Source organism: Halopiger xanaduensis SH-6 (assembly GCF_000217715.1).
Lineage (GTDB): Archaea > Halobacteriota > Halobacteria > Halobacteriales > Natrialbaceae > Halopiger > Halopiger xanaduensis.
On the sequence record NC_015658.1, the window covers coordinates 173,469 to 189,679 of the forward strand.

At 65.0% G+C, this 16,211-nt stretch carries 13 protein-coding genes; 6 read left to right on the top strand and 7 right to left on the bottom strand.

Annotation, left to right across the window (positions count from 1 at the left end; genetic code table 11):
- Positions 1-86: 86 nt before the first annotated feature.
- Positions 87-839, bottom strand: coding sequence for a hydroxypyruvate isomerase family protein (locus HALXA_RS18470; protein ID WP_013875780.1), 753 nt, complete (start codon positions 837-839; stop codon positions 87-89).
- Positions 840-1,949, bottom strand: coding sequence for a Gfo/Idh/MocA family protein (locus HALXA_RS18475; protein WP_013875781.1), 1,110 nt, complete (start codon positions 1,947-1,949; stop codon positions 840-842).
- Positions 1,950-2,090: 141 nt separating this feature from the next.
- On the opposite strand from HALXA_RS18475, the gene HALXA_RS18480 reads away from it, so the two are divergent.
- Positions 2,091-2,939 carry a fumarylacetoacetate hydrolase family protein gene (locus HALXA_RS18480; RefSeq protein WP_013875782.1) on the top strand — a complete coding sequence of 283 codons (849 nt, stop codon included), beginning with the start codon at positions 2,091-2,093 and terminating at the stop codon, positions 2,937-2,939.
- 30 nt (positions 2,940-2,969) lie between these two features.
- Here the strand turns inward: HALXA_RS18480 and HALXA_RS18485 are convergent, their stop codons facing one another.
- Both HALXA_RS18485 and HALXA_RS18490 read right to left on the bottom strand, forming a co-directional pair.
- On the bottom strand, positions 2,970-3,836 hold the full coding sequence (locus HALXA_RS18485) for an amidohydrolase family protein (protein WP_049895601.1): 867 nt from the start codon (positions 3,834-3,836) through the stop codon (positions 2,970-2,972).
- A 132-nt stretch (positions 3,837-3,968) separates the two neighbouring features.
- Positions 3,969-5,003 carry a zinc-dependent alcohol dehydrogenase gene (locus HALXA_RS18490; RefSeq protein ID WP_013875784.1) on the bottom strand — a complete coding sequence of 345 codons (1,035 nt, stop codon included), beginning with the start codon at positions 5,001-5,003 and terminating at the stop codon, positions 3,969-3,971.
- A gap of 305 nt (positions 5,004-5,308) precedes the next feature.
- Here HALXA_RS18490 and rhcD point away from each other — a divergent pair, with 305 nt between their 5' ends.
- The 5 genes from rhcD to HALXA_RS18515 all read left to right on the top strand — a co-directional run bounded on the left by rhcD (position 5,309) and on the right by HALXA_RS18515 (position 10,862).
- A complete protein-coding gene (gene rhcD, locus HALXA_RS18495) occupies positions 5,309-6,514 on the top strand; it encodes an L-rhamnonate dehydratase (protein WP_013875785.1) in 1,206 nt (401 codons plus the stop codon).
- 3 nt (positions 6,515-6,517) lie between these two features.
- The gene (locus HALXA_RS18500; RefSeq protein WP_013875786.1) at positions 6,518-7,555 is read left to right on the top strand and encodes an LLM class flavin-dependent oxidoreductase; all 1,038 of its coding nucleotides are present in this window, start codon (positions 6,518-6,520) and stop codon (positions 7,553-7,555) included.
- A gap of 550 nt (positions 7,556-8,105) precedes the next feature.
- The gene (locus HALXA_RS18505) at positions 8,106-8,885 is read left to right on the top strand and encodes an SDR family NAD(P)-dependent oxidoreductase (protein ID WP_013875787.1); all 780 of its coding nucleotides are present in this window, start codon (positions 8,106-8,108) and stop codon (positions 8,883-8,885) included.
- Between the two features lie 68 nt (positions 8,886-8,953).
- Complete coding sequence (locus HALXA_RS18510) at positions 8,954-9,919, top strand: family 43 glycosylhydrolase (protein ID WP_013875788.1); 966 nt, start codon at positions 8,954-8,956, stop codon at positions 9,917-9,919.
- Positions 9,920-10,013: 94 nt separating this feature from the next.
- Entirely contained in the window at positions 10,014-10,862 is an 849-nt protein-coding gene (locus HALXA_RS18515) for a glycoside hydrolase family 43 protein (protein ID WP_013875789.1), read from the top strand.
- Between the two features lie 66 nt (positions 10,863-10,928).
- Here the strand turns inward: HALXA_RS18515 and HALXA_RS18520 are convergent, their stop codons facing one another.
- The 3 genes from HALXA_RS18520 to HALXA_RS18530 form a co-directional block, all read right to left on the bottom strand.
- A complete protein-coding gene (locus HALXA_RS18520; protein WP_013875790.1) occupies positions 10,929-12,137 on the bottom strand; it encodes an oligogalacturonate lyase family protein in 1,209 nt (402 codons plus the stop codon).
- A 105-nt stretch (positions 12,138-12,242) separates the two neighbouring features.
- Positions 12,243-14,414 (bottom strand): RICIN domain-containing protein, encoded by a 2,172-nt coding sequence (locus tag HALXA_RS18525; RefSeq protein ID WP_245550146.1) that lies wholly within the window; start codon positions 14,412-14,414, stop codon positions 12,243-12,245.
- Positions 14,415-14,523: 109 nt separating this feature from the next.
- The gene (locus HALXA_RS18530; protein ID WP_013875792.1) at positions 14,524-16,143 is read right to left on the bottom strand and encodes a glycoside hydrolase family 28 protein; all 1,620 of its coding nucleotides are present in this window, start codon (positions 16,141-16,143) and stop codon (positions 14,524-14,526) included.
- Positions 16,144-16,211 lie beyond the last annotated feature (68 nt).

Here is a 16,211-nt window from a genome sequence, read left to right on the forward strand (position 1 = left end):
GTTGGCGTTCAGGTTGGTCCGCCCGTCGATCGTAGGTGACGGATGACGGACGATCGGTGATAGCCGCTACCCGCCGTCGCAGGCCGCTACCGCCACTCGAGGACGGTCTCGACCGCGTCGTCGGCGTCGCCGGTGGGCGAGAACTCGCAGCCGACGTAGCCGTCGTAGCCGGCGTCGTCGATCGCCTCGATAATGTTCTCGTAGTCGAGTTCCCCGGTACCGGGTTCGTGCCGACCGGGCACGTCCGCGATGTGGACGTGCCCGATCCGGTCGACGTTGTCGGTGATCGTCTGGATGACGTTCCCCTCGGTGACCTGCTGGTGGTAGACGTCGTACAGCAGCTGTACGTTCGGGGAGCCGACGTCGTCGACGATGTCGAACCCCTCGGCCGACGTCTCGAGGAAGTACCCCGGGTGATCGACGGCGGTGTTCAGCGGCTCGAGGACGAGCGTCACGCCCGCGTCTTCGGCGTCGGACGCGACGCGGGAGAGCACGTCCACGATGTTCTCGCGCTGGGTTTCGCGGTCGAGTCCGTCCTGATCCTGTCCGGTCGTGACGATCAGCGTCGGGACGTCGTACTCGGCGGCCGTCGCGATCGACTCCCGAATCGTTTCGACGGCGTCGTCGGCCGCGTCGGGATCGGTGAGCGTCCCGCCGGCAACGAAACCGGCGATCGGGATATCGTCCGTCTCGGCGGTCTCGCCGATCGCCTCGAGGTCCTTCTCTCGCCAGCCCCAGAACTCGACGGCGTCGGCGCCGGCCTCGGCGGCCCGCGAGATGCGATCGACGAACGGCTCGTCGTCGTAGACCATCTCGACGCAGATCGAGATCCGTGCCATCTATTCCGCCTCCGCTTCGTCCATCGGCTCGGGATTCAGTTCGCCCGACTCGACCATCGCATCGAGCGGGTTGTCGTCGATCTCGAGGGGGAGATCGACCCGGCCGCGCTTGCGGGCGGACTCCCAGGCGCCGAAGATCAGTTCGGTCGCGTTCAGGGCGTTCTCCGCGCTGAGTTCCGGCTCCTCGTCCTCCTCGAGACAGCGGACGTTTTCGGCGATAGCGCGGTCGATGAACTCCCAGCTGTGGAGGCCGTCCTCGGTCTCGACGGCTTCCCACTCGTCGTCGCCGGCGCGACGGATGCGCAACACGGGGAGGTCCTCGTCATCTCCCTCCGGCCCGACTTCGATCGTCCCCTCGGTACCGATCAGCCGGTTGTGGCACCGGACGGCACCCGTCGGACCGCCCTCGTCGGCGCTGTCGCTCGTTCCGAGGCCGTGGACGCCGTTTTCGTACTCCCACATGACGAGGGCCTGGTTCTCGTTGTGCGAGCCGAAGAGGACGTTCTCCTCGCGGTAGTCGATCTGGCCCATCACCCAGTCGGCGGGTACCTCGTCGTTGAAGTAGTTACAGAGGTCGAACGAGTGACTCCCGTAGTCGAAGATGCCGACCGGCGCCGAGAACTCGACGCGCTCTAACTCGCCGATCTCGCCGTCGTCGAGGAGTCGTTTTGCGGTCCGGACGGCGTCGCTGAACCGGCGCTGGTGATTGAACGTCATCTGGACGTCGTGACGGGCGGCTTCCTGGGCCATCATGCGCGCGCCGCCGTAGGTCTGGGCCATCGGTTTCTCGCAGTGGACCGCGTCGACGCCCGCTCGGCAGCAGTCGATCGCGATCGACGCGTGGATCACCGGCGGAACGCACAGCGAAACGATGTCGGGGTCGACCGTCTCGAGCATCACTTCGTAGTCCTCGAAGACGTTCTCGTCGTCGATCCCGTATTCGGCCGCGAACGCCGCGGCGTTTTCGGGGACGATATCGGCGCAGGCGACGAGCTCGCACCGATCGTGTTTCTCGTATCCCTCCGCGTGGTGATACGCCATGGCGTACCCGTCGCGTCCGGGGTCGTCCGGTTCCGTCCCAGTTCCGATCACTGCTACCTGATAGGACATACCATACCGTTTCAGGTCAAACAGTATAATTGTTCATCCTAGTAACCGGGTGCCGCTCGCTGCAGTGACTTGCCGGTGATCCGCCGGCGGAGGCGCCGACCGAGAGAAAGATTCAAGCGTCAGGCTGGAAAGTTCGAGACGATGCAATTCGTTCGATTCGCGACCGACGGTAGCGTCCGTTGGGGCGTAACGGTCGACGACCAGACGTACGATCTGACCCGGTTCGGCGAGCCGTCCCTCGAGGAACTCGCGTCGCCGGGATACCGACGCCGAATCCGTCGCGCCGTCGAGACGGGAGAACTTCCCGAAATCGACGACCCCGAGGACCGGCTCGCGCCGGTGCCGTCGTCGGCGGTCGACCAGATTATCTGCGTCGGTCTGAACTACCACGACCACGCCGAGGAGCAGGACGAGGAGATTCCCAAGAAACCCATGCTGTTCGCGAAGTCGCCGTCGACGGTCACCGACCCCGGTGCGCCGATCGTCCACCCCGACGACGTCGAGCAGGTCGACTACGAAGTCGAACTGGGAATCGTCATCGGCCGCACCGCCTGCGAGGTCTCGGCCGAGGAGGCCGAGGAATACATCGCGGGCTACACCGTCATCGACGACGTCAGCGCGCGCGACGCCCAGTTCGAGGACGGCCAGTTCTTCCGCGGGAAGAGCTACGACACGTTCGCGCCGATGGGGCCCGCCCTGACGAGCCCCGACGCCGTCGACCCCAACGATCTCGAGGTCGAACTGCGCCTCAACGGCGAGGTCAAGCAGGAGTCGACGACCGCGGAGTTCATCTTCGACGTCGGCGAGGTCGTCGAGTACATCAGCAACTTCACGACGCTGCAGCCGGGGACGGTCATCTCGACCGGCACGCCCGGCGGCGTCGGTATCTTCCGCGATCCGCCGGAACTCCTCTCGCCGGGCGACACCGTCGAAGCCGAAATCGAGGGCATCGGCACGCTCGAGAATCCGGTCGTCGGCACGGAAGAGTAGCGCGGTACCGATTCGGCGAACGGGTAGCGGTTAGATCCCCGCCAGATCCGTGAACGACCGCTCGGTGAGCCACTCTCGATCTTTCTGCGAGAGGAACTCGACGTGCTCGAGCCACTGCAGACTCTCCTCGTAACCGGCCTCGTCGCTGACGTTCGGGAAGTCCGAGCCCCAGACGACCCGTTCGCGGCCGAACGTCTCGAGGAGCCAGCGGACGTGGTCGTGCATGTCGGCGTAGGGGAACTCCTCCTCGGAGCGGTGGACGATCTCCGAGATTTTCACGGCGACGTCGTACTCGTCAGCGGCGAGGGTCTCGAGCGGCGCGAACACCTCGTCGGGATCCGTATCGGGACCGGCGTGACAGAAGTGATCGAGCGCGTAGCTGAGATCGGGGTACGTCTCGATCAGGTCGACGACCTGATCCAGCTGGTCGTGGTGGGCGAGGAGTTGAACCAGCGCGTCGGTTTCGCGAGCGGCGTCCCAGAACTCGGGCTCGTCGATCGCGTCCTCGAGCCACGTTACGCTCGGGTCGAAGGTTTCCCACATCCGATCGTAGGGACAGATCGCCCCGAGTCGGAAGCCGAGGACGCCGTCGGTCGCCATGCACGACCGCAACTGGTCGGCCGCATCGTCGGCGAACTGATCGAGCATGACGATGCCGTAGAGGTCGTCGTACTCGGCGGCGCACTCTACGGTGTACCAGTTGTCGGTCCACTCGCAGATCGGGTAACCGACGACGACGGCCTCGTCGACGCCGATCGCGTCCATGTCCGCGTGCAGCGCGTCGGCGTCGTAGACGGTGTCGACGGAAAACTCGTCGACGGTCTCCACGAGCGGGCCGTTGACCCAGGGGTGCTCTCGATTCGGTCGCGTCCACGCGTGCGTGTGGGTATCCAGCACCATCGTATACGAAATGCGACGCGTCGAGCGCTACTAAACGTTGTGTCGCAGAACGTCTCGAGAGCGATGCCCGACGACGGTGATATCCCGGTCCGCGGCCGGCGCTACGGGAATCGCACCGTCCGATGCGCACTATAAGTCCGAGAACGAAAAGACCGGTTTGCAGGTCTCGGACTCGAGGAACGCTTCGAACGCCGCAGTCGGTTCGTCGACGCTGTAGGAGGTATCGATGATTTTGTCCGCGTCGATTTCGCCGCTATCCAGCAGGCGGATCGCCTGCTCGAAATTCTGCCAGGTCGAACCGTACGACGTGTTTACCATGATTTCGCCGCGGACGACCGGCGTCATGAACAGTTCGCTCGGCGCGCCGGGAAGCCCGACGACGACGACCTGGCCGCCCTTGCGGACGTGCTCGACGCCCATTTCGACGCCCGTCTTGTGGCCGGTCGTATCGAAGACGACGTCGAAGCCGCCGCCGTCGGCCTTCGCGTCGACGAGCGCCTCGAGATCGTCGTTCTCGACGTCGATCGTGTCGATGCCGAGCCGTTCGACGAGCGGCAGTCGGTACTCGGTGTCCTTGCCGAGCCCCGAGACGACGACGTTCGCGCCCATCGAGTCGGCGACGGCCGCGACCAGGACGCCGATCGGGCCGGGGCCTTCGACGAGGACGAGGTCGCCGGGCGTGACGGTCGACTGGTCGAACACCGCTCGCGTCGCGATGCTCAGCGGCTCGGTGATGCTGGCCTGTCTGAGCGGGACGCTGTCGGGGATGTGGTGCAAGTCTTTGGGTTTGACGGTCGTGTACTCGGTGTACGCACCGTCGTTGTGCATCCCCGTGATCTCGAAGTTCTGGCAGACGTTGGGCTGGCCGTTTTTGCACTGAAAACACGAGCCGCAGTCGTGAATCGGTTCTTCGACGACGTGGTCGCCGACGTCGAAATCGGTGACGTCGGCGCCGACCTCGACGACCTCGCCGGAGTACTCGTGGCCCATAATGCGGGGCAGCGGGATCCACTCGTAGCCGTCTTCGTACGTATAGGCGTGGGCGTCGCTGCCGCACAGGCCTGCGGAGTTGACTTGGACGAGCACTTCGTCGGCGGCGACCGTCGGTTTTTCTCGTTCGCGGATTTCGATAGATCTGGGTCCGGTGTGAACTATAGCCTTCATGCTGGAGTTACCTCTCGCTCTGGTCGAGCTATTGGTGGTTTGTAACCCAGTCACATATAACTTTACGCTCTCCGGAAGGGAATGCAGGATCGTTCGCAGAGGGCACCAGGTTCGACATCGCGTTCGATGTAACCGAGGACGACCGTTAAAGTGGTCCAGTTCTCGCGTGATTGTTCGCACTCGAGAGGGCGACGTCGGGACGAGTACGCGAACAAAGCTTCACAGGCGGACAGACGACGGTACGATCCGGTCAGTGGAAAGGATTTTATCGCTGCCGAAAGCAGTGGCACCTACGAGGAAAGACGATGGAAATCACAGACGTCAGTGCAACCAAGATCAGCAACGAGTCGTGGGGCGAGTTCATCGAGTTCCCGCTCGTGACGATCATGTCGAAGTACGACGAGTATCGCAACGTCGACGGCGAGAACCCGCAGGCCCGCCGCAAATGGATGGGTCCTGTCGGCGACGTCGTCGTCGAGATCGAGACGGACGCCGGCATCACCGGCGTCGGCGTCGGGAACTGGGGAAGCGGCGCCATCGCCACCGTCGTCGAGGAGACGCTCTCGAAGATCGTGATGGGCGAAGACCCCACCCAGCGCGAGAAACTCTGGGAACAGATGTACCGCGCGACGCTGCCGTTCGGTCGGAAGGGCGTCGCCGTCATGGCGATCAGCGCGGTCGACCAGGCCCTGTGGGACATCGCGGGCAAGGAAGCCGACAAACCGGTCTACGAACTGCTCGGCGGTCCCACTACCGACGAGATCCCCGCCTACGCGTCGAACCTCCACCCCGTCGACATGGAGAAACTCGAGCGCGAGGCCATCCAGTACGCCGAGGAGGGCTTCGACGCGGTGAAGCTGCGCTTCCTCCACGGACCCGAGGCCGGCCGCTCGGGGATGAAGAAAAACGAGGAGATCGTCAAGACGGTCCGCGACGCCGTCGGCGACGAACTCGAGATCGCGGCCGACGCCTACATGGGCTGGTCGGTCCGCTACGCAAAGAAGATGCTCGACCGCCTCGAGCCCTACGACATGGCGTGGGTCGAAGAGCCGGTCATCGCCGACGACATCGACGGCTACGCCGAGGTCCGCGAGGCCGCGCCGATGCCGATCTCCGGCGGCGAGCACGAGTTCACCCGCTGGGGCCACGAGGACCTTCTCGAGGCCGAAGCCGTCGACATCCTGCAGCCCGACGTCGGTCGCGTCGGCGGCATTACCGAGATGATGAAGGTCGCCGACATGGCCGAAGTGCACGACGTCCCCGTGATCCCCCACGCCGGTACGAACCCGACGCTGCACGCCATCGCGGCGCACACGAACATGCCGATGGCGGAGTACTTCCCGACGCCCGAGTGGTTCGAGGAGCAGCAGGAGGAGCAGGAGTCGACCTACGCCGACGCCATCTTCGAGAACCCGCCTTCCCCCGAGGACGGGTCGATCCCGCTCCCCGACGAACCCGGCATCAGTACGCAGCTGAACCACGAGGCGCTCGAGCACTTCGCCGTGGAGTGAGCCATGTCCGACGACATCACATTCGAGTACAACGTGCCGGTGTTCGCCGGCGCGCCGGACGAGGGCGACGACGAGCCGGTACACCGCGATACGCCCCGCTACGAGCGACTGGACTGGGAGACGACGAAGGAGGGCATCCTGAAAGCCGAGGAACTGGGCTTCGACGCCGCGTGGGCGCCCGACCACCTCATGCTCGGGCGCGACCACGCCGAGTACGAGGTCTGGACGCTGCTGTCAGCGATGGCCGGGTTCACCGACGACATCAATCTCGGCTCGCTCGTGCTCTGTAACGACTACCGAAACCCCGCCTTAGTCGCGAAGATGGCCGCGACGCTGGACGTCATCTCCGACGGCCGCCTCGAGCTCGGCCTCGGTGCGGGCTGGCACGAGCCCGAGTACGACGCCTACGGCTGGGAGTACCGCGACGGCTTCGAGCGGCTGATGCGCCTCGACGAGGGCATCCGGCTGATGAAGGAGATGTGGGCGAGCGACGTCGGCGAGGGCGCGACCTTCGAAGGCGAGCGCTACCAGATCGAGGACGCCTACTGCGACCCCGGTCCCGTCCAGGATCCTCACCCGCCGATCCTGGTCGGCGGCCAAGGCGAACAGGTGACGCTGAAACTCGTCGCCAAACACGCCGACGTCTGGAACACCGACGTCTTCAACGGCGATGTCGACACCCTCGAGCACAAGATCGGAGTCATCGAGGACCACTGTGAGACGGTCGGCCGCGACCCCGACGAGATCGAGTACTCCTGGGACGGTCACGTCATCTGCACCCGCGACGAGGAGAAACTCGAGTCGCTGATCGACCTGATGACGCCGATTCAGTTCGAAGAGGAGTACCAGGATCAGGCGCCGATCGAGACCGAGGAAGACGCTCGCGAGTTCTTCATCATGGGAACGCCCGAGGAGTGCGCCGAGGCGATCGAACGCCGGATCGAGGCCGGCGTCACGAAGTTCCAGGGCTGGTTCATCGACTTCCCGGAGACCGACGGGATGGAACTGTTCGCCGACGAAGTCATGCCGCAGTTCCAGTAACGCGGGCTTCGGCTTCGGTTCCGGTATCGGTTCGCTACTCGCTACGGTTCTCCGCTCGCTGTCGAATCGATCGTCGAGTGCCGACCCTGCCGTTCGGAGTCGAGTTCGGACCGTAGATTGCGCCCGGAGGTTTTCGCCCGCTGAGGAGAACCTCGTATGCGGCAACCGTCCGGTGACAACGGACAGTGCTGGATAATTCATGACAGTGGTCACACTCCCATCGATTCCCCCGATCGGTGCTGTTCGACGGGAATTCAGTCACTTCGAACGGTAGTCGCGTTCGTACCCCGTCAGACGATTACACAAGTACGCTTGTAATATATGTCGGTCGGGGGTTCTGGTAATGGCGGACGTAACTCGGGCAGAAACGAGACTATCTACCATAGATCGGTGCTCGTGTCCGTGCTACGCGCCACGTTCGCTAGGTCGACCGCCGGAAGAAGCGCGTACGATTGATTCGAATCCGTCCGCCCCCACCGGACAATCGATTGGCAAGGAATCGCTCGACAGTGGGCGGTACAGCTAAGGAATTGTCTCCCGCAGAACCGGTATGGGCTCGAGCGAGTACGATTTTGCCGGCGAGACGGTCATCGTGACGGGCGGTAGTTCGGGTATCGGCCGAGCGGTCGCCCGGCGGTTCGGCGACGCCGGAGCAACGGTCCTCGTCGCCGACATCCGCGAATCGCCGAAAGGTGACGACGACCGCGCGCCGACGCATGAACGAATCGAACGCGACGGCGGCGAGGCTCGATTCGTCCAGACGGACGTCTCCGACTCGGCGGATCTCGAGGCGCTCGTCGAGGCGGCCCGCGAGTTCGGCGGCGTCGACGTCATGGTGAACAACGCGGGGATCTTTCGGGGTGGCTCGCTGCTGGATCTCGACGTCGAAACGTTCGATACGGTCTACGAGACGAACGCTCGAAGCGTCTTCGCGGGCTGTCAGGCGGCCGCCGCCGATATGGCCGACCGCGGCGTTTCCGGGTCGATCATCAACACCGCCTCGATCAGTTCCGAGTACGCGCAGGTCGGCCACGCCGCCTACGATCCCTCGAAAGCGGCGATCATGATGCTCACCCGCGTCGCGGCCCTCGAGTGCACCGAGTACGATATTCGCGTCAACGCCGTCGCTCCCGGCCCCGTCGCGACGCAGATCAGCACCGAAAACGACGGCTCGACTACCGACCGGTCGGCGTTTCAAAAGCAAAATCCGATGGGCCGGCGGGCGTCGCCGGACGAGATCGCCGGCTCCTACCTCTACCTGGCCAGCGACGACGCGTCGTTCGTCACCGGCCACATGCTCTACGTCGACGGCGGGCACGCGATCTACTGACGGGTCGACTCGAGCCGCAAGCTCCGGCACACGTATGTGATCGCGGCGAGAATCGGCCCTCGAGACGCATGACGTGGAACCCGCTTCCCGACGAGTCCAGTCCGTCGTTCGTGATCGAAGACGCGCCCGCACCGCTGTTTCGCGATCCGGTCTTCGACGGCGCGGCGGATCCGTCAATCATGTGGAATCCGGAACTTGAGGAGTGGTGGATCTGCTACACGCAGCGGCGCGCGAACGTGGGCACTGCAGACAAAGGCTGGATCCACGGGAGCGATATCGGTATCGCCACCTCCGACGACGGCGGCCGGTCGTGGCTCTATCGGGGCACCCTCGAGCTGTCGATCGAACCCGGACACAACACCTACTGGGCGCCGGAGATCGTCCACCACGACGGCACCTACCACCTTTTCGTGAGCTATATCACCGGTATCCCCTCGGACTGGGACCGGCCCCGCGACATCGTCCACTTCACGAACGACCGGCTCGCCCTCGAGGGGTGGACGTTCGAGGGCGTCTGCGACCTCGAGCACGACCGCGTCATCGATCCGGACGTCCACCGGCTGGACGACGGCACGTGGCGAATGTGGTACAAGCACGACCAGGAGGCCGTCACCGTCACCGCCGACAGCGAGGATCTCACGTCGTGGGCGCCGGAATCGGAACCGACGCTCGAGGAGCCGCCCCACGAGGCGCCGATCGTCTTCGAGTGGAAGGAGTACTACTGGCTGCTGGCGGACTCGTGGGACGGGCTCAGCGTCTGGCGGTCGCCGGACGGCGACGAGTGGACGCGACAGGAGGGACGATTGCTCGACGACCCCGGCTCGCGACCCGGCGACGACTGGCAGGGCGGCCACCCCGATGCGTTCGTCGTCGACGGCGACGCCTACGTCCTTTACCACGTCCACCAGTCGACGGACGAACCCCACGCACAGCTCGATGACACCGGCCGGGCCCGACAGACGGCGCTGCAAGTCGCCGAACTGGGACTCGAGGACGGGTGGCTGACCTGCGCTCGCGACGCCTACGCTGAGTGATAGCCGACACCCAGGGTTCGATCCGTCGCCTCGACCGACGGAGTGACGCTGCGAGACCCGAACAGTTAACCCGTTCATCCGCGACGCTATCTGCGTGTTCGTACTCGCTCACTTTCGGACCGACTCGGAGGCGCTGCACTACGCGGTTAGCGACGACGGTTACGAGTGGGAGCCGATAAACGGCGGCGACGCGGTGCTCCGAAGCGACGTCGGCGCCGAGAGTATCCGCGATCCGTTCCTGATCGAAGATCGAAACGGCACCTATCACCTGCTCGGAACGGACGGATGGCAAAGCGAGAACGTCGTCCACGCGACCTCCGGCGATCTGATCGAGTGGTCCGATCCCGAACTGATTCCGGTGATGGAGGGCGTCCCCGGCGTCCGGAACGCGTGGGCGCCGGAGTGTTTTTACGATCGGGGGGTCGGGGTCTACCGTCTCGTCTGGTCGTCGACGGTCGATCCGAGCGACGCGACGGCGGTCCGCGATCACCGGATCTGGACGTGCTCGACGGCGGATTTCGAGACCTACAGCGCGCCGGCTACGCTCTTCGATCCCGGATACAATGTCATCGACGCCTGTGTGGTCCGCGTCGACGACGAGTACCTGATGGCGTTCAAGGACGAACGCGGCGAGAACACCGTCGACACCGACCACAAGGACGTTCGCCTCGCGACGGCACCCAGTGGGGGCGGGCCGTTCGGCGACGTGATGGACCCAGTGACGCCGTCCCCCGTGGAAGGTCCGACCGTGTTCCACAACGGCGAGGAGTGGCTCATGCTCTACGACCGCTTCGTCGAGGGCCGCTACGGCGCGTCTCGCAGCGACGACGCCCGACACTGGGAGGTCTGCGACTCGATGATGGACTTTCCCGACGGGCTTCGCCACGGCGACGTGATCGAAGTCCCCGACGACGTCGGCGAACGGCTCCGAGATACGTTTTAGTCCAACCGCCGGGAACGACTATCTTCCCCCCAGTTCGACTACCGTACCGAAGGTAGGTTTCGTCGCTCAGTCCCACTCCGAGGGCTCGTATTCCGGCAGCGACTCGAAGTCCGGGACGTCGACGAGGTAGATGTTGCTCGAGCCGTCGTACCGGTCCGAATCGAACACGACCTGCGAGCCGTCCGGGCTGAACCGCGAGTGGGGGTGGGGACTCTCGGGGTTCCAGTCGACGGTTGCGAGGGCGCGCGGGCCCTCGTACTCGCCCGCGTCCTCGTTCCACCGGTAGAGGATGTTGTAGGGAAGTCCCGTAAAGGAGCCGTCGCAGACGAGCAATTCGGGCGAGTTCGCGTGGGTGTGGGTCAGCGCGTACACCTCGTCCGGAAGATCGGTTTCGCGGCGGTCGGTGTCGTCGTAGCGGACGCTGCCGATGAACGGCTCCGGCTCGTCCACCTGATCGCGGCCCTGCGGATCGCGCATCGAGCCGTGGTAACCGATCCGCTCGCCGTCGGTCATCCAATACTCGTGGCCGATGCCGGCATTTTCGGGGACCTCGCGGACCTTCCAGATGTCGCCGGATTCGGTATCGGCCACCCAGATCCGGTGTTCGACGCCGTCCCACGGCCCCTCCTGGCAGAACGTGAAGAGCTCGGGTCGGGTCGGCGAGGCGTTGACGTGGCTGCTCACCCAGCGGTCTTCCTCGTGTATCAGTTCGGGGTCGCCGTCCCCGTCGATCGGCACGGCGAGAATCCTCGTGTGCGGCCGCGCTTCCATCATCTCGTCCATCCACGGCTTTTCGCCTGGGAGGTCCATGTCCGCCTCAACGACCGCCGCGTAGACGACGGTCCCGTCGGCGTTGACGTCCATCGATCCGCCTTCGTACCCCTCGGGCGCCTCGTAGAGGACGTCCGTCACTTCGAGGCGCTCGAGATCGAACCGGACTAGGTTGTCGTCGACCCAGAAGTACGCGTCCGAGGTCTCATGGTGAATCGAGGTTTGGCCCTGAAATCCCTCGAGCGCCGTGACTTGCGTGATCAGCCCCGACTCGAGGTCGATCGAGAACAGCTGTCGGCTCCCCGTCCGGTCGCTGCGAAACAGCAGCCGGCGGCCGTCGTCGTACCAACCGTCCTCGGTGAAGTAGAGGTGGAGGTCGTCGTCGGGGTGGTTCGTCAGGCGCGTCACTCGGGCGCCCGTGTGTGGGTCGTCGTACTCCTCCCACTCGGCGGGCCAGGTGCTTCCCGCTCTGGGTCCCTGCGCGATCGTATCTGTCGGTGTCATCGGCAACTACGACTGTTGTTATCGCGGGGGGTGTTAACTATCCCGGCTCGGCTCACGCGGTGATCGCACGAAAAATACGGCAGCGGCCGCGGCTGGTGTCGTCGCTCAGGAATCGCTCTCCACGAATTTGAACAGCTGGTTGTTACCGCCGCTCGGGTTCCAGTGCCGAATGTCGGCGCCCGGCTCCGGATCGACCTCCCAGACGTCGGCGGCGAGGTCGGCGTGGGTCGGCTCGAGCGTGTAGGCCTCCTCGCTTCGCGGGACGGCCGCGAATTTCTGGTAGTCCGCGTCCTCCCAGGTGCCGAGCTCGAGGTTCGTCCCCGTGTCCGTGCCGCCGTCCGCGGCCTCGAGCACCAGATTCTCGTCGCCGGCGGCGGCGATGCGGTAGACGCCGTCTTCGGGTTCGGTGACAACCCACTGCTGGTTGGTCGCTTCGCCGATCGTCTCGTTGTAGACGTTCGCGCCGTCGGTCAGTCCGTCCTCGTCGTCGACGCTCATCACGATGTCGTCGCCGTTGAGTTGGGCGGTGATTCGGTACGTTCCGGGCTCGAGGTCGTCGACCAGATCGATCTCCTGACCGGCGTCGCCGGTGCCGAGGTTCGCCCGCGGATTGTCGACGACGTACTGGACGTCGACGTCCCGGCTGGGGTCGTGCTTCCACTCGAAGACGAGATCCCACTCCCCGCGGCCGTCGTTCCACAGGAAGTAGTGATCGTAGGCGAACGTCGCGCCGGTCGCGTCGACGGGGTCGGCCCGCAGCGACGGCTGCTGGTACTCGAACGAACTGACGCCCTGGACGGTTGCGGCCGGATCTGCGCCACCCTCGAGGGTGACGGTGCCCAGGTCGAGCCCGCCGCCGTGGTTGTTCTCGAGGATCGTTTCGTCGGCGGCGACGCGGATGTTCTCCTCCGTCCCGCCCTCGCGGACGTCGCAGTTGACGATCCGGACGTTCGAGGTCTGCCCGCCGGAGACGTGAATGCCGTACGATTGCTCGCGCTCGCCCTCCTCGCGGTCGTCGTACGTCCGGAGGTTAGAGATCGTGACGCCGTTCGTGGGATCGTGTCCGAAGTCGTCCCGCGAGTGAATGCGGACGGCTTCGCCGTCGCAGTTCGCGACGACCCCGCCCTCGACCGTGAAGTTCTGGTTGTCCTCGATGAAGATCCCGCAGACGTCCATCTCGGAAATGTTCACCTCGCCGACGGTGATGTTGTGCGAGCCCGAGACGCCGAAGACGCCGCGAGCGCCGCCGCGGACGACGACCTGATCGCAGGTCACGTCGTGGGTGCCGTTGGCGACGCGGAAGCCGGCGTAGCCGCCGCCGGGGTCGATCTCCTTTCCGACCACCGAATTGACCGTCGCGTCGGTCGTGTCGTTGAGCAGGACGCCACAGCCCGATTCCACGCCGTTCGCGATGACGTCGCCGACTTGGATGCGGTCGACGGCGTAGGTTTCGAAGGCGTGGCCGCCCGAGTTCTCGACGTAGACGGTGTCGACCTGGACGTCTTTACAGCGGACGGTGTCCTCGCCGCGGCCGTGTGCGAAGCCGTCGATCCGCACGCCGATGTTGCCGCGCGGGTCCGAGCCGGTCATCTCGATGCTAATGTTGCCGAGTCGGAGGTTCCGCACGCTCTGGAGGAACATGCCGAACCGCGGGTTGCCGACGACGTGCAGATTCGGGATTTCGACGTGTTCCGCGTCGGCGGCCATGACTGGAATGACCATCGCCTGATCGCCCTCGTCCTCGACGCGCATTCGCGCCGGTACGTCCAGCGCGGTGTAGCTCGGCAGTTCGATTCCCGCGAACTGGTCCGACGGATCGTATTCGCCGATATCCCCGTCGCCGTGGACCGGCCCGACGGTGCTCGGCGAGACGACCGCGACTTTCTCCATCCAGTCGCGCCCGTCCGTGAGGCTGTCGACCGCAGACTGGGTCACCTCGAGGACGTCCTCGCCGCTGGCCACGGTCTCCTCGCGATTGTCGGCGTGGAAGATCCCCTCCTCGTCCTTCCAGACGATCACGTCCGCATCTCTGGCCGCCGCGTAGACGTGGTCGACCTCGAGCGCGTGGAGATTGAACAGGTCGTGGTCCTGCGCGTCGATATCCTGATTCCACGGCCGCGCGTTTTTGCCGCGGTTCTTGCCGTCGCCGTGATCCGCCGCGGCTGAACCGGTCATCGCTGCCCCGACGGTACCGACGCCGAGCAAGCCGAGTGCGGTCCGGCGCGTCAGCGACAGCCCGCTGTCTTCGTGCCCGTGCCTCTCACTAGCCTCTGACAAGCTATCACGTGCCACAGTCGCTCTATCAGGAAATAGTATTTATAATTAATGAAAATAGACGAAAGAGATAAGCGAGTACGATTACCGATACTCCTAATAAATCCGAAAGCTACTGGGCCGGCGGAACGTTGCCGTACTCGCTGAAACCGTGCTCACCATCGGCGTCAATCGCAGTCCCGGCATCGACCAGATCGTTGCCCGCGAACAGGCGCTCGTCTTCAGTCCCCTCGAGCGAGCAGAACGTCCCCGCTCCCGCTCGAGCGCGCGAGTTCCTGATCGAGACCGTCCGGACGTCCTGGAGTGCGACGGCCGCGTCGGCGGCATCTTCGTGCGCCTGTCGTCCGCTGAACCCCTCTATCTCCAGATTTCGGATGTCGGTACACCGGATTCCGTTGGCGTAGTACGCGGGCAGGTCGGTTCCCCACTCGAGGTCGATCCCGCGCAACTCGAGGTCGCGGACTCCCTCGCAGTCCACGCCGGCGATCTCGCGTTCGGCGATCGGCGCTTCGACGGCCGTCGGCTGGAGGTCGACGTTCCCGCCGACGCGGTCGGCGTACGGACTGTCCTCGATCTCGATGCGGACGTTCTCGAGGGAGACGGCGGCCACGTCGGCGTCTTCGTGGGCGTAGACGAGCGCCCCGTTCTCGCTTCGGGCGACGATATTCGAGAATCGGACGTTGCGGATCCGTCCGAGGTTCGTCTCCTCGGTTCGGGGCACTGACGTCACGTAGATCGGTTCGGCTTTGCCCCACCACGGCCCCGGTAGCAGGCCGGTCTCGACCACGATGTTCGAAAAGAGGACGTTCTCGAGGTCGCCCGCGTCCCGGTGCTGGATGCCGAGGCCGCGGTTCGAGTCGCGAACCACGCAGTTCTCGAAGACGCAATCGCGGATCGGAGCGTGAGTTTCCGAGCCGAACTTGATCGCGCAGGCGGCCGAGGCCAGCGTGCAGTTGGTGACGGTAATGCCGGCCGTCGGGTCCTCGCCTTCCGCGCGCGTCCCGATCGTGATCGAGTCGTCGCACGAGCGGATCGAGCAGTCCGAGATACGGACGTCGCGCGAGTTCATGATCGAGATCCCGTCGCAGTTCGGAATCCGCATGTGGTTGTCGATCGTGACGCCGCAGACAACGACGTCGTCGCAGTCGTGCAGGCTGATCGTCCACGCCGGCATGTCTCGCAGCGTCACGCCCTCGAACCGCACGTTCGTCGCGTCCTCGAGGAGGAACATCGGCCCCGGGCGGAACGCTGATTTCGCCCGCGGCCACTCCTCGGTGCCAAGCGAGGGATCGAGATAGTCCTCGCCCTGCCGCGCCTCGTGCGGGGCGTTCGCGATGAGCGGGTGGTGGTCGCTCTCGCCGGAGTGGCCGCGCAACGGGTCGTCCATCTCGTGAAAGTCGGTTCCGCGACCGTCGAAGACGCCCCGACCCGTGATCGTGACGTTCTCGACGTCTTCGGCGCGTACGAACGGTCGCTCGCCGTCCGGGCCGTACGCGTCGCCGTACGCCGACTGCTCCCGCGCGGCGTACACGGTTGCCCCCGCCTCGAGCGAGAGCGTGACGTGACTCCGGAGGTTGATCGTGCCGATTTCGTACTCGCCGCTCGGCACGACGACCGTGCCGCCGCCCGCGTCAGCGCAGGCGTCGATGGCATTCTGGAATGCTTCGGTTGCGAGGTTGGCCTCGGGATCAAGGTACTCGCCGATCGAAATACGTGCTCCTGGGTCGGCCATGCGAACGACTCCCGGGCGCTCGTGCTTAGTCGTTCTCACTCATGATTGAATTCCGGATTCTCGAGCAC